At 57.9% G+C, this 13,620-nt stretch carries 12 protein-coding genes; 11 read left to right on the top strand and 1 reads right to left on the bottom strand.

The annotated features are described in order from the left end of the window. The first annotated feature begins 42 nt into the window (after positions 1-42). The 9 genes from V8J85_RS06720 (at position 43) to V8J85_RS06680 (ending at position 11,895) form a co-directional block, all read left to right on the top strand. A complete protein-coding gene (locus tag V8J85_RS06720) occupies positions 43-999 on the top strand; it encodes a FliM/FliN family flagellar motor C-terminal domain-containing protein (protein ID WP_339952908.1) in 957 nt (318 codons plus the stop codon). A 498-nt stretch (positions 1,000-1,497) separates the two neighbouring features. Next, positions 1,498-2,751 carry a sarcosine oxidase subunit beta family protein gene (locus tag V8J85_RS06715; RefSeq protein WP_339952907.1) on the top strand — a complete coding sequence of 418 codons (1,254 nt, stop codon included), beginning with the start codon at positions 1,498-1,500 and terminating at the stop codon, positions 2,749-2,751. Between the two features lie 8 nt (positions 2,752-2,759). Then, complete coding sequence (locus tag V8J85_RS06710; RefSeq protein WP_339952906.1) at positions 2,760-3,023, top strand: sarcosine oxidase subunit delta; 264 nt, start codon at positions 2,760-2,762, stop codon at positions 3,021-3,023. Then, on the top strand, positions 3,020-5,926 hold the full coding sequence (locus V8J85_RS06705; protein WP_339952905.1) for a sarcosine oxidase subunit alpha family protein: 2,907 nt from the start codon (positions 3,020-3,022) through the stop codon (positions 5,924-5,926). The genes V8J85_RS06710 and V8J85_RS06705 overlap by 4 nt, the downstream gene beginning before the upstream one ends. Further along, on the top strand, positions 5,919-6,455 hold the full coding sequence (locus V8J85_RS06700) for a sarcosine oxidase subunit gamma (protein ID WP_339952904.1): 537 nt from the start codon (positions 5,919-5,921) through the stop codon (positions 6,453-6,455). The genes V8J85_RS06705 and V8J85_RS06700 overlap by 8 nt, the downstream gene beginning before the upstream one ends. 78 nt (positions 6,456-6,533) lie before the next feature. Next, complete coding sequence (gene dnaG, locus V8J85_RS06695; RefSeq protein WP_339952903.1) at positions 6,534-8,495, top strand: DNA primase; 1,962 nt, start codon at positions 6,534-6,536, stop codon at positions 8,493-8,495. A gap of 131 nt (positions 8,496-8,626) precedes the next feature. Then, positions 8,627-10,618, top strand: a complete 1,992-nt coding sequence (rpoD, locus tag V8J85_RS06690; RefSeq protein WP_339952902.1) for an RNA polymerase sigma factor RpoD — start codon at positions 8,627-8,629, stop codon at positions 10,616-10,618. 5 nt (positions 10,619-10,623) lie between these two features. Continuing rightward, complete coding sequence (locus V8J85_RS06685) at positions 10,624-11,313, top strand: hypothetical protein (protein WP_339952901.1); 690 nt, start codon at positions 10,624-10,626, stop codon at positions 11,311-11,313. Positions 11,314-11,622: 309 nt separating this feature from the next. Next, positions 11,623-11,895 carry an HlyU family transcriptional regulator gene (locus V8J85_RS06680; RefSeq protein ID WP_339952900.1) on the top strand — a complete coding sequence of 91 codons (273 nt, stop codon included), beginning with the start codon at positions 11,623-11,625 and terminating at the stop codon, positions 11,893-11,895. Positions 11,896-11,900: 5 nt separating this feature from the next. On the opposite strand, the gene V8J85_RS06675 is transcribed toward V8J85_RS06680, so the two are convergent. Further along, a complete protein-coding gene (locus V8J85_RS06675) occupies positions 11,901-12,275 on the bottom strand; it encodes a hypothetical protein (protein WP_339952899.1) in 375 nt (124 codons plus the stop codon). 312 nt (positions 12,276-12,587) lie between these two features. On the opposite strand from V8J85_RS06675, the gene V8J85_RS06670 reads away from it, so the two are divergent. Then, positions 12,588-12,824 carry a hypothetical protein gene (locus tag V8J85_RS06670; protein ID WP_339952898.1) on the top strand — a complete coding sequence of 79 codons (237 nt, stop codon included), beginning with the start codon at positions 12,588-12,590 and terminating at the stop codon, positions 12,822-12,824. Between the two features lie 375 nt (positions 12,825-13,199). Continuing rightward, positions 13,200-13,613, top strand: a complete 414-nt coding sequence (locus V8J85_RS06665) for a secondary thiamine-phosphate synthase enzyme YjbQ (protein ID WP_339952897.1) — start codon at positions 13,200-13,202, stop codon at positions 13,611-13,613. Positions 13,614-13,620: the final 7 nt, after the last annotated feature.

The raw sequence follows: 13,620 nt of genomic DNA, 5'->3' as shown, positions 1-13,620 counted from the left end.
TCTGCCCCTAATCTGCCGTTGGAGATAGAACCTGATGGGCGGATGAGCGACAGTTCTCAGATAGCGATTTTGCGACGGATGACCGGCAGCCAGGCGGTTGCGGTGGCGGACCCCCCGCAAACCTGGTCACGCGCATTGCGGCTGGCGCTGACCAAGGCCGCACAAGACAGCGCGGACCTGTCCCTGACAATCATGGCAATCGGGGACGAGGTGCACGAACTCGACGCGCTGCTCGACACACTGGGCAGCGATCTGATGCTGATCGGCCTTGAAAGGTGTGGCCAACCGGTTGGCGTGATCGGACTTGATGTGCAGATGCGCGCGGCACTTCTTGAAATGCAGACGATCGGCAAACTCATCGGCGCTGCGGCAGAAACGCGGGCGGCCACCGGTACTGACCTGATGATGTCAGCGACGATGCTGAATCCCTTCCTTGCTGCGTTGCCCGCGGCGATGGCAGGTACGGAATGCGATGGCTGGCTGCATGATTTGACCCTCGGCGATCGCTTCGGCGATGCGCGTGCCGCCGGGCTATCGCTGGATGACGGCAACTACCGCGCATTGCGAATCAATGTCGATCTGGGTGTGGCCGACCGGCATGGGCAGATCGTTATGGCGTTACCTGTGGTCACCCAGACCGAGGAGCCTGCGCCAAACATCATCGAAAGCCCGGACTGGGCGGTCACGTTCCACGACGCCGTCTGCGGCGCGCCGGGGCAACTTGACGCGCTTTTGCACAGGATGACGGTCCCGTTAGGCCAGGCACGCAATCTGGCCGTCGGCCAGGTTTTGCCATTGCGCGGCTGCACCGTGAACTCGGTGCGGTTGCAAACGCATGACGGGCAGGTCGTCGCACAGGCCAAGCTGGGACAATTCGGGGGCATGCGTGCCGTCCGGATCGAGGCGGCACCAGCGCCCCATCTTCTGGACCTGCCGCAACCATCCGTTGGTGATGAGGCACCGATCCAGCACGCGCTACCCGCGACGTCGCCGGTTTAAGATAAACAGTGCTGGCAAAAGTCCCGCTCAGCCGCAGAATAAAACACACTCCTCGCGCGTCATCTCTGTGAAGCGACTGCTTCACCCTTGGAATGGCCATCGGCCAAATGACACGGAGGACCGCAAGATGAACTTTTTGGAGTTTCTTTTTCCATATTTTGCGAAATGGGTGACGGAATGATTGTCCGGCTCCTCTCCGGCGCGTCGGAGCAAGCATACCGATTTCAGCCGTGACGAAATTCATTTACAGGCGAGGCGTGACTGCAGAACATGACGGCTGCGGGTCGGCCGATCGCGCTGCCTGAAATTTACGCCAGACCGGTGCCCAGGTTCGGGCGCACCTTAGGGCTGGTTTGGATGTGATCGCCTGAACTTGTCACGTTGGTTTTGCGGCTCTCGCAACCAAGTACCACGATCCGTCTGCGACACCCCATGCCGTCTTTGGGCTTTCCGACCGCGACAGGCTTGTTAAGGTCGCCATCGGTAAGGGGACCGACGATGCGATATTCCGGCTTTCAGGTGATCAAAGAAGGGCTGTTCGGCCAAAAAGGCTGGAAACCCGTCTGGCGCGATCCTGATCCCAAACCATCTTATGATGCCGTGATCATCGGCGGTGGCGGTCACGGGCTTTCAACGGCTTATTATCTGGCCAAGGAACACGGGCTGACCAATGTAGCAGTCCTTGAAAAGGGCTATATCGGCGGCGGTAATGTGGGGCGGAACACCACGATCGTGCGGGCAAACTACCTTCTGCCCGGCAACTCGGAATTCTATTCTCATTCGTTGAAACTGTGGGAAGGTCTAGAGCAGGAGCTCAACTACAACGTCATGCATTCGCAACGTGGGCTGATCAACCTGTTCCACTCGGACGGTCAGCGCGACGCTTTTGCGCGGCGGGGCAATGCGATGATCAATCAGGGCGACGATGCGATCCTGCTGGACACCGAAGGTGTTCGTCGCGTCCTGCCCTATCTTGATTTCGACAATGTGCGCTTCCCGATTTACGGCGGGCTCTATCACCGGCGCGGCGGCACGGCGCGGCATGATGCCGTGGCGTGGGGCTATGCCCGCGGCGCCGACCAGCGCGGGGTCGATATCATTCAGAACTGCGAGGTAACCGGCATCGATATCGAAGGCGGTGCAGTCAAAGGCGTCCAGACGACCCGCGGCGCGATCAGGGCCGGGAAGGTCGGCATCGTCGTGGCCGGTCGCTCAAGTCAGGTTGCCGCAATGGCCGGGATGCGTTTGCCGATCGAAAGCCACGTCTTGCAGGCCTTCGTGACCGAAGGTTTGAAGCCGGTGATTGACCATGTCGTCAGCTTTGGGATGGGCCATTTCTACATCAGCCAGTCGGATAAGGGCGGCCTGGTCTTTGGGGGCGACATCGATTTCTACGCATCCTACGCCGCGCGAGGAAACCTGCCGATGAAGGAACACGTGATGGAGGCCGCGATGACCCTCATGCCCATGATCGGCAAGGCCAAGGTGCTGCGATCCTGGGGTGGTATCATGGACATGACACCCGACGGCAGTCCCATCATCGACAAAACCCCGACCGAAGGGCTCTTCATCGACTGCGGCTGGTGCTACGGCGGGTTCAAGGCAGTGCCTGGATCGGGTTTCAGCCTCGCTCACCTGATGGCGACAGGGCGGCACCATGAACCGGCGGCAAGGTTCCGGCTGGACCGGTTCCGCGATGGGGTCGCGCTGATGGATGAAGAGGGCACCGGCTCTCAGCACAATTTGCACTAGGACAAGACATGCGAATGACATGCCCAAATTGCGGCGAACGTGACCGGCAGGAGTTCTATTATTCAGGGGACGCTCTGGCGCTTCGCCGTCCCGCACCTGATGCGGGACTGCAGGCTTGGGACGATTACCTGCACAATCGCGACAACCCAGCCGGCGACACACGCGACCTGTGGTTTCACGAAGGTGGATGCGGTGCCTGGGTCGTCGTGAACCGCAACACGGTCACGCATGACATAAGCGGGGTGATCCTGGCCGAGCGGGCCAAAAGATGAGGGTGCGCCCGCCTGACACCATTGTGACCTTCACCTTTGACGGAAAGCCCGTCCAGGGCGTGCCCGGAGAACCTGTGGCCGCCGCCCTACTGGCACAAGGGATCAAACTGGTGGGCCGTTCGTTCAAGTATCATCGCCCGCGCGGGATCATGTCGGCAGGGTCGGAAGAACAGAACGCACTGGTGACCGTCGGGCGTGGCGCGCAGAAAGAACCCAATGTGCGGGCGACGGTGTTGGAGGTTTCCGAGGGGTTGGAGGTGTTCAGCCAGAATGCCTGGCCATCGTTGCGCCATGACATGATGGCGGTGAACGACCTGCTGTCACCGTTTCTGGGCGCCGGTTTTTACTACAAGACCTTCATGTGGCCCAAGGCGTTCTGGAAAAAGCTATATGAACCGGTAATCCGGCGGGCCGCCGGGCTTGGGGCGCTCAGTGGGCGGTCGAATGAGGATGTGTACGAAAAGGCCTTTGCCTTTTGCGATATGTTGATCATCGGTGGTGGCCCCGCTGGACTGATGGCCGCGCTAACCGCCGGACGGGCCGGAGCGGATGTGATCCTCGCCGACGAAGACACCGCCATGGGCGGACGGCTACTGCGCGAGGTGGAAGAGGTTGATGGAACCTCCGGGGTGGAATGGATCGCGAAGGTTCTTGTCGAATTGAACGCGATTCCCAATGTACGCCTGATGACGCGGACGACGGTAACCGGCGCATACGATCAGGGGACATATGGCGCGTTGGAGCGGATCAGCGGGCCGCGCAAACCGGACAAGCCGCTGGAATGCTTCTGGCGCATCGTGGCCAAGCGCGCGATCCTGTGCGCCGGCGCTTTGGAGCGTCCGATTGCCTTCCCTAACAACGACCGTCCGGGGATCATGATGGCCAGCGCGGTGCGGTCTTATGTGAACCGCTGGAGTGTGACCCCCGGCAAGGCTGTAACGATATTCGGGAACAATGACGATGCCCATCGCACAGCGCATGATCTGGTCTCTGCCGGGGTCAAGGTCGCCGCATTGATTGACAGCCGCGATGATGTCGAGGTCAGCGGCGACTTTCCCGTTTTCACTGGTGCACGGATCATAGGCACCAAAGGACGGCACGCCCTGCAAAGTATCACCGTGTCACATGCTGGCGGGACGCGGGAGTTGTGGACGGACTGCCTTGCTATGTCGGGCGGTTGGAATCCGACGGTACATTTGACCTGCCACATGAATGGGCGGCCTACGTGGCGCGACGATATCGCGTCCTTTGTGCCGACACCGGACAGCATTCCGGGGCTGGTCGCAACAGGTGCCTGTAACGGCACATTTGACACGGCGGGGTGCCTGCGCGAAGGCGCGGAAACGGCTGCCGAGGTTGCCGCGGACCTGGGGTTGAAACCCCAGGTGACGGTGCCTGCTGCAGATGACACGGCCTATCAGATCAGCCCGCTTTGGGCTCTGCCGGGAAAGGGCCGCAAATGGATCGACTTTCAGAACGATGTCCACGTGAAGGATATCGATATGTCCGTGCAGGAAAATTTCCGGTCGGTCGAGCATATGAAACGTTACACGACCCAAGGCATGGCCCCCGATCAGGGCAAGTCTTCGAACGTGGTGGCTTTGGCCGTGTTGGCGGATGCGACAGGACGGGGGATACCGGAAACCGGAACCACAACCTTTCGCCCGCCCTTTGTGCCAGTCTCAATCGCCGCGATTGGGGCGGGCAGCCAGGGAAAGGGTTTTGCACCTGAACGCCTGACGACCTCGCATCAGGCAAGTGTCGCGCGCAGCGCGCTGATGATCGAGGCCGGATTGTGGTACAGGCCCAGTTATTACCCGGCGCCGGGCGAAACACATTGGCGGCAATCCTGCGATCGCGAGGTCGGTTATGTGCGTAACGCGGTGGGCGTCTGCGACGTGTCCACCCTTGGCAAGATCGACATTCAGGGGCCCGAAGCGGCGGCTTTGCTGGATTTCGTTTACGCCAACACATTCTCGACGCTCAAGCCGGGGCGTGTACGCTATGGCCTGATGCTGCGCGAAGACGGGCATGTGATGGATGACGGAACCACCGCGCGGTTTGACGATCAGCATTTCCTGATGACGACGACAACCGCGGCAGCGGCGCAGGTGATGCGGCATCTGGAATTCGCGCTGCAGGCGCTGCGTCCCGATCTGGATGCGCGGGTGATCTCGGCGACCGAGCAATGGGCGCAATTTGCCGTGGCCGGGCCGCGCAGCCAGGAATTGCTGAATAGCGTTCTCGACGCTGAACTGACGAACGATGAATGGCCCTTCATGTCCTGCGGTGCCATCGGTGTGGCCGGCGTGCCGGGGCGGTTGTTCCGCATCTCGTTCTCGGGCGAACACGCTTACGAAGTAGCGGTGCCCGCCCGCTATGGCGAAAGCCTGTTCCGTCTGCTGACCACACAGGCCGAGATGTTGGGCGGCGGCCCTTATGGAATGGAAGCGCTGAATGTCCTGCGTATCGAAAAAGGGTTCATCACCCACGCGGAAATCCACGGGCGGACAACAGCCTTCGACATCGGGATGGATCGGATGATCAGCCCAAAGAAAGACTGCATCGGACAAGCCGCCTCACGGCGCCCGGGGCTGATGGACGACAACCGCGGACAACTGGTCGGGCTCAAACCCGTCGGCGCGGTCAAGCAACTGACCGCAGGCGCACATCTGTTTGCGACGAATGCAGAGCCGGTACGGGTAAATAGCCAAGGTTACACAACGTCGGTCTGCTATTCGCCCACGCTGGAGACAAACCTTGCTCTGGCTTTCTTGCAACGGGGCAGGGCGCGCCATGGTGAGGTGATCAAGATGGTCGACCACCTGCGCAAGATCACGGCACAGGTCGAGGTTTGCGATCCGGTGTTCTTTGACCCCGAAGGAGAGCGCGCGCGTGGTTAAGTTGTTGCCTTTGTCACCCAGCGCAAACCTGTTGCCGCGCGAGGTCGGGGGTATCGCACTGGAAGAGGTTGTGCTGGACCGCATCTTGTCAGTGGCCCCTTTTCGCGGACAGGCCAAGGCGACATCCGCGGCGTTGAAAAATCAGATCGGCCTTGGTTTGTCGGCTGTCGGGCGGGCGACCAGCAACCGCCGGGCGCGGGTGCTCTGGGCAGGGCATCGAATATGGCTGGTCACAGCCGAGGTGACTTTGGATGGTTTTGCTGCAGTGAGCGACCAGTCCGACGCCTGGGCAATCACAAGAGCCTCGGGCGCAGGTGTCGAGGACATGCTGGCGCGACTGGTGCCCATGGATTTGCGGCCATCCGCGTTCAGGAACGGCCATACCGCACGAACGATGCTGCGGCACATGTCCGTGTCGATCACACGGGTCGGCGCCCAGGCGTTTGAAATCATGGCGATGCGGTCGATGGCCGGGACGCTGGTGCATGAATTGGAAAGCGCGGCGCGGGGAGTGGCTGCGCGCCGGTAGATTTTATGCCTCTGGCGGAGATTTTTTTTGGCCAAAAGAGGGTGTGGTGATTGGTCGGGGCCTGCGCGATAATACATCATGAGCTTGCCCCCCGGATTCTTGGATGAATTGCGCAACCGCCTGTCGCTGGGGCAGGTTGTCGGGCGCAAGGTCATGTGGGATGTCCGCAAGTCCAACCAGGGCAAGGGTGATCTGTGGGCACCATGCCCATTCCATCAGGAAAAGACTGCCAGCTTTCACGTCGATGACCGTAAGGGGTTCTATTATTGCTTTGGCTGCCATGCCAAAGGCGACGCGATCTCGTTCGTGCGCGAGACCGAAAATGTGGATTTCATGGACGCGGTCAAAATCCTGGCCGGTGAGGCCGGGATGCCCATGCCCGAACGGGATCCACAGGCGCAGCAAAAGGCCGACCGCAACGCGCAACTGGTCGAGGTCATGGAGCAGGCGCTGCAGTTCTTTCGCCTGCAACTCAAGACCGGGGCCGGGGCGGAGGCGCGTGATTATCTGTCCGGGCGCGGTCTGAAAGAGGATGCGTTGGAGCGTTGGGAGATCGGATTTGCTCCACCCGGCTGGTCGCACCTGTGGGCGCATCTGACGGGTAAAGGCATCGCCAAAGACCTCATCATTGACGCTGGCCTTGCCAAGACATCCGATAAGGGCAAGGAGCCATACGACACCTTCCGTCACCGCATTATGTTCCCGATCCGCGATGGGCGCGGGCGTTGTATCGCCTTTGGCGGGCGGGCGATGGACCCCGAAGACAATGCCAAATACCTGAACTCGCCCGAGACGCCGCTCTTCGACAAATCCCGAAGTCTCTTCAACATCCGCAAAGCGCGCGAGGCGGTGGGCAAGGGCCATGATCTGATCGTGGCCGAAGGGTACATGGATGTCATCGCCCTGTCGGAGGCCGGTTTCGAAGGGGCCGTCGCCCCACTGGGAACGGCGATCACCGAACATCAACTCGACATGCTGTGGCGGATCGGGCCGGAGCCCAAGATAATGCTGGATGGGGACACTGCCGGGCGCCGCGCGGCGGATCGTTTGATCCCGCTGGCGGTCGAACGCTTGCGCGGCGGCAACAGCCTTTATTTCGTTGAACTGCCTGATGGGCAGGACCCGGATGACTATCTGAAGGCGCATGGATCCAATGTCCTGCGGTCCTTTATCGACGAAAAGGCAAATCCCCTGGTCGTCCAGCTTTGGACGACAGAGTTGAATCGCCGCCCATGGGGCACGCCCGAACAAAAAGCCGATCTGGATAAACGCTGGCGTGCACTGGTGGGAAAAATCCCCGACCCGGACGTCAAACGCTACTATGAACAAGCGATCAAGGAATACCGGTGGGAAAAATTTCGACCCGATAATTATGCGCCGCCTTTCAAAGGGAAATATCACAAACCGCGCGATACTGCCACACCCGAGGCGAAAGCGTCGCTCTTGGCGGGGGCCGTTGATGAGGCAAAGTTGTTCCTGCTGACCGATCGCCTCATCGCGGCGATTGCGCTGACCAACCCGAATGTGTCGCTTGGCTTCCGCGATGGGCTGGAACGGTTCGAGGTCGTCGACCCGACCGCACGCACGGTCATCGACTCGATCATCGGGCTGTCCGAGCAACTCTCACCCGACGAATTGCGCGCAGAGGTGGAAGCCGCCGTCGGCAAGGGGGCCACAGATCGCCTGCTGGAAGATCGCATGATCAGCATTCAGCCCTGCGTGCGAAAAAAATTGCCTGCGGACGTTGTTTTGCACGAACTTACTTACAATATAGCGGTGGTGTCGGCGCGGCGGTCGGCGCTCAATGAAACGATAGAGGCCGAGGAGGATTTGGGTGATTTCCCCTCTCAGGTGATCGACAACCGGTTGATCGCCGCCACCCGGGCGTTGGATGATGCGCTCAAGGGGGGCAAGGATGACCAGACACAATACGCCGTCAGCGACAGCGGCGCGCGGATGAAAAAAGATGAATTGAGCGCGTTCGAGGACCTTTTGAATCAGATCGGCTTTGCCAAAAAGGGTTTGCCACCTAAGTCGTGACCAATCGACACAGACTGAGAAAACACGACAGCGCCCGCTTGCGAATCACCTGAATGCCTTGTTGATTCGTTATTAACCGAATCAGCCGAATCATTTCGGCCCCCAAGTAATTCCGACCGAAAGGTGCTTTGATGGCTGCCAAAGATAACGACGATCGCAAGGACCGCGACCATGATGGCGATATCAGCCTGGATATGAGCCAGACAGCGGTAAAAAAGATGATCGCCGATGCGCGCGAACGGGGCTACATCACCTATGATCAGCTGAATGCGGTTTTGCCGCCTGACCAGGTGTCTTCGGATCAGATCGAAGACGTGATGTCGATGTTGTCCGAAATGGGCATCCAGGTCACGGAAGAGGAAGAATCCGAAGAGGCCGAAGACGATAACAAAGGCAGCACCGAGGTCGCAACCGTCGCCGGTTCGCGCGAGGTGACGCTGGGCGGGGCGGAACAGGAAAAACTCGACCGCACGGATGATCCGGTGCGCATGTACCTGCGTGAAATGGGATCGGTCGAACTGCTTAGCCGCGAAGGCGAAATCGCGATCGCCAAGCGGATCGAGGCCGGGCGTAACACGATGATCCTTGGGCTTTGCGAAAGCCCGCTGACATTTCAGGCGATCACGATCTGGCGCGATGAATTGTTGAACGAAGATATTCTGCTGCGCGATGTGATCGACCTCGAAACCACGTTCGGCAACCAGCTGGGCGAGGATGGTGAGGAAGAAAATGTCGTCGCCGCACCCGTAGCGGGCGCCGAACCCACCGAGAAAAAAGAAGAGACGCAGGAACTCGACGCGGATGGCAATCCGATTGTCAAAGATGATGACGACGATGATGACGAACAGGCCAACATGTCACTGGCCGCGATGGAAGCCGCGCTGAAACCGCGCGTGCTGGAAACGCTCGAAATCATCGCCCGTGACTTCGCAACCCTGTCAGACATGCAGGACGCGCGGATGTCCGCGACGCTGAACGAGGATTCGTCGTTCTCCGACAAGGATGAGAAAAAGTATCAGGCGCTGCGATCCGAAATTGTTGAATTGGTGAATTCGCTTCATCTGCATAACAACCGCATCGAAGCGTTGATCGACCAGCTTTATGGCATCAACCGCCGGATCATGTCGATCGACTCGTCCATGGTCAAACTTGCCGACCAGGCACGCATCAACCGGCGCGAATTCATCGACGCCTATCGGGGCCGCGAACTTGATCCGAACTGGCTGGATGAAATGTCGGAAAAGACCGGCCGCGGCTGGCAGATGTTGATCGAACGCTCGACCGGTAAAATCGAAGAACTACGCGGCGACATGGCACAGGTCGGTCAATATGTCGGCGTCGACATCACCGAATTCCGCCGTATCGTCCAGCAGGTCCAGAAGGGCGAAAAAGAAGCGCGGCAAGCGAAAAAGGAAATGGTCGAGGCGAACCTGCGCCTGGTGATTTCGATTGCGAAAAAGTATACGAACCGCGGCCTGCAATTCCTTGATCTTATTCAGGAAGGCAATATCGGCCTGATGAAGGCGGTCGATAAATTCGAATATCGCCGCGGCTACAAATTCTCGACCTATGCGACATGGTGGATTCGTCAGGCGATCACCCGGTCCATCGCCGATCAGGCCCGCACGATCCGTATCCCGGTCCACATGATCGAAACGATCAACAAACTGGTCCGTACCGGCCGCCAGATGCTGCATGAAATCGGCCGCGAGCCCACGCCCGAGGAATTGGCCGAAAAGCTGCAGATGCCGTTGGAAAAGGTTCGCAAGGTGATGAAGATCGCCAAGGAACCGATTTCGCTGGAAACACCGATCGGCGACGAGGAAGACAGCCAGCTTGGCGACTTCATCGAAGACAAGAACGCCATCCTGCCGCTGGATTCAGCCATTCAGGAAAACCTGAAAGAGACGACGACGCGGGTTCTGGCATCCCTGACGCCACGCGAAGAACGGGTCCTGCGCATGCGTTTTGGTATCGGTATGAACACCGACCACACGCTGGAGGAAGTCGGTCAACAATTCAGCGTCACCCGCGAACGAATCCGCCAGATCGAGGCCAAGGCGCTCCGTAAACTGAAGCATCCGAGCCGGAGCCGGAAGTTGCGGTCGTTTCTCGATCAGTAGAGAGCATGACCCGCTATGAGATGTATCTTCCAAAATCGTCGGTCGCGTCGGCGGTTTGTGAAGAGTTCAACCAACTGGGCGATCTAATTTGGAAGTTGCCTAGTTTTTTGACTTTCCAGCGCGATATTGAGCGTAAAAAGCTAGATGCATACTTTCCAGAATGGATGCCGGGTTCGGATAAAATGCGGGCTTTGAGAGCGACCTTTGAGGGGTCGAAGTTGGATTTGGAATTTCCGCGTTTTCTCAACCAGACCGGTGTACTTCTCAGCATTGCCTTGTACGAGGCGAGGTTTATTCAGAGTGTCAATTCAATTTGTCGACCGAGCAAGCCAACTGACGCTTTGAAGGCAAGCTGGGATGTGCTGGGCCATTATGGTTTCACCAAAGAACAATTACGTTTTGCTCAGCAGGTTGATGTTGCCCTTCAAGTAAGGCACAGTCTTATCCATTTTTCTGGGTATATTGATCGTTTGAGGAAGCGGGATGAATTAAAACTGGCGATTGAAAAGAAACACTATTTGCAAGAATGGCAGAAAGAGCAGGGGAGCGAAGATGAAACGGCTTGGCTGGCCATTGAACCAGACACCGGCGGTGACAGGCTTGTAATCTCCCACACATACTCGTTCGGAATTTGCGCACTCTTGAGAGATAACTTGTGTGATTTGATCGATAAATTGGATGCCCAGATGAGCTGAACTAGGAAGCGATGGATGATTGCACTTAGGCCACTTCCAATCATGCAATCTTCATATCGGTTTGCTGCACTCGGGCACGTTGAAAACACCATGGTAGACGGGTAGGACTAGCTAGATAAGTGAAGGTAATTTTTGGTAAGCAGCGCTTGAGGTGCTCAGTGATAGTCGGCCATATTCGTTGGATAAGAGTCAACTTGCCGCGTGCCCGAGTTTTTCGATCAGTAGCTACAAATGGATGTCGGTCTCGGCACTGTGTTGATCTGAGTTGTAGGTGTATATGTGCTACCGATCCAAGACGGAGGAATAGTAATGTCACTTCTTTCTCGACTCTTCGGCAGCAATAAACCTACGGATACAGCCCAGCCAGAAACATACAACGGCATGCGCATCTATGCCGAGCCCATGCGCGAAGGGAACACCTACCGCCTCTCTGCTCGGATCGAACAAGACATCGACGGCACGACTCGCGAACATCGCCTGATCCGTGCGGATACATTTCAGGACGCCGACGCCGCAGCCTCCGCCGCGATCGCCAAGGCCAAGCAGATGATCGACGAACAGGGCGATCGGCTGTTCGATTAGGCCGTCTAGCCTTCGTCGCTGACGAAGTCGGTCTTGCTCTCGATCAGGTCTTTCATCTCTTGAATCGCGTCTGCCGCCATCGTCAGTCTGCCCAGAGAACTAAGGATGGAATTGACCAGCGACAACAGATATTTGATCGCCTTACGCACGCCACGCCAGACAAGACCGGATAACTGGTTAAGGCCGGCAAACTTGGCGTCCAACGATTGTCCGCTCAGCCCGACTTCATCAAATTGGTGTGGTCTGATACTATCCAGCCCGTCCAAGGCATCCGAGAAACTCTTGGTTGTTTCCGTCTCGAACGCATCTATGATGCGTTGCTGAACATCGACCACGAAAGCCAATCCATACGCCATCGGACCCGAAATCAGGTCGGACATGAAGTTTTTTTGTTTGTTCCAGGAATTGGGCGAGCATGCCCTGCGGTTCTCCACCAAGATTCAAGTCGTATGGAGTATGTGCCATATCGCCATCCTATAACTTTGTTCGTAATATCCGCATTTTGAAGCAAATTGTCGCGTGCGGCAAATACTGTTTCCGCTCCTGAAGTTCGCGACATTACTTTGTATCGCGCACATGAAACATCCCATCACGCGGCATCATCTGCATTTACGAACACGTGATATACGCTTTCACCCTATTGCCCAGGAACGTTTTCGACCCCAGATGGTTGAAGGAGAAAGGATAATACAATGCTCCGCCTTGCTTCGACCATCGCTCTTATATCGTCGTTCGCGACCGCCGCGCAGGCCTATGGGACCGAGCCGACGTTTTCCATCATCGACATTTCAATGACCGCTGGGCAGCACCTTTCTGATCCCGATGCCGTGTGCATTCCCCCCGCTGCGCCCGAATTGCTCGCAGCCTTGGGCCTGAACGATCTGATGCCGGAACAACCTGATCTCCAAGTCGCCTGCCTGACCGAATGATCGTGTACTGTGCGAACCGGCACAGATTCCATCCGCATGACATGATCTATTAATACTGCGTCGGAAAAGTCGAAGCAATTTTTGACAAAATCGACGAGTGTTTTTGTGTGGTTTGCGTGTTGTTCGTGATGAAAACTTTTTTGTGGCACGCGGTTTTGTGCGTGACAGCGATCATTGTCTCGCTCTTTTTCGCAACGTCGAGCTTTGCACGCGGGGCAGAACGAACAAACCAGACCGCACCGGTGCCATCGAACAACATCGGTGTGGCTATGACCTGTATGGCGCAGCTTAGCCCTTATATGGCCGCTGCATTCGGCCTACCGCTGAGATCCGACGCAGCTTGCACAGATCGCTGATCCCCGCAAGAAAGGGGGCATGCAAACGCAATTCACCATCAGCACCAGCGGCCCCGACCTGTATGAATTCACCGACGAAGTACGGCTCTGGGCGCAAGGCACCGGTCTGTTGACGCTGTTCATCCGGCACACCTCTGCCAGCCTTGTCATTCAGGAAAACGCCGACCCAGAGGTGCAAGCCGATCTGCGGAATTTCTTCGCACGCCTCGTGCCGCCCTCGACCGATCCATCAATGGCCTACCTGACCCATACATATGAAGGGCCCGACGATATGCCCGCGCATATCAAGGCCGCGCTGTTGCCCACGCATCTGAGCATTCCGGTCACCGATGGACAGCTTGGGCTTGGTACATGGCAGGGCATCTATCTCTTCGAACACCGTGACCGTCCACATCAAAGGCAAGTGCTGGCGCATCTGCAGCAAGCGGGATAAGACCGCG

It is taken from the genome of Yoonia sp. 2307UL14-13, from assembly GCF_037572755.1.
Classification (GTDB): Bacteria; Pseudomonadota; Alphaproteobacteria; order Rhodobacterales; family Rhodobacteraceae; genus Yoonia.
The sequence above is the reverse complement of the archived record's forward strand: the minus strand, read 5'-3'. Positions and strand labels throughout refer to the sequence as shown.

Excerpts from the sequence above, each read along its gene's own strand:
- V8J85_RS06685 (WP_339952901.1), top strand. The coding sequence starts at position 10,624 with ATGACCCGCTATGAGATGTATCTTCCAAAATCGTCGGTCGCGTCGGCG.
- V8J85_RS06705 (WP_339952905.1), top strand. The coding sequence starts at position 3,020 with ATGAGGGTGCGCCCGCCTGACACCATTGTGACCTTCACCTTTGACGGA.
- dnaG (WP_339952903.1), top strand. The coding sequence starts at position 6,534 with ATGAGCTTGCCCCCCGGATTCTTGGATGAATTGCGCAACCGCCTGTCG.
- V8J85_RS06715 (WP_339952907.1), top strand. The coding sequence starts at position 1,498 with ATGCGATATTCCGGCTTTCAGGTGATCAAAGAAGGGCTGTTCGGCCAA.
- V8J85_RS06680 (WP_339952900.1), top strand. The coding sequence starts at position 11,623 with ATGTCACTTCTTTCTCGACTCTTCGGCAGCAATAAACCTACGGATACA.
- V8J85_RS06720 (WP_339952908.1), top strand. The coding sequence starts at position 43 with ATGAGCGACAGTTCTCAGATAGCGATTTTGCGACGGATGACCGGCAGC.
- rpoD (WP_339952902.1), top strand. The coding sequence starts at position 8,627 with ATGGCTGCCAAAGATAACGACGATCGCAAGGACCGCGACCATGATGGC.
- V8J85_RS06710 (WP_339952906.1), top strand. The coding sequence starts at position 2,760 with ATGCGAATGACATGCCCAAATTGCGGCGAACGTGACCGGCAGGAGTTC.
- V8J85_RS06675 (WP_339952899.1), bottom strand. The coding sequence starts at position 12,275 with ATGTCCGACCTGATTTCGGGTCCGATGGCGTATGGATTGGCTTTCGTG.
- V8J85_RS06670 (WP_339952898.1), top strand. The coding sequence starts at position 12,588 with ATGCTCCGCCTTGCTTCGACCATCGCTCTTATATCGTCGTTCGCGACC.
- V8J85_RS06665 (WP_339952897.1), top strand. The coding sequence starts at position 13,200 with ATGCAAACGCAATTCACCATCAGCACCAGCGGCCCCGACCTGTATGAA.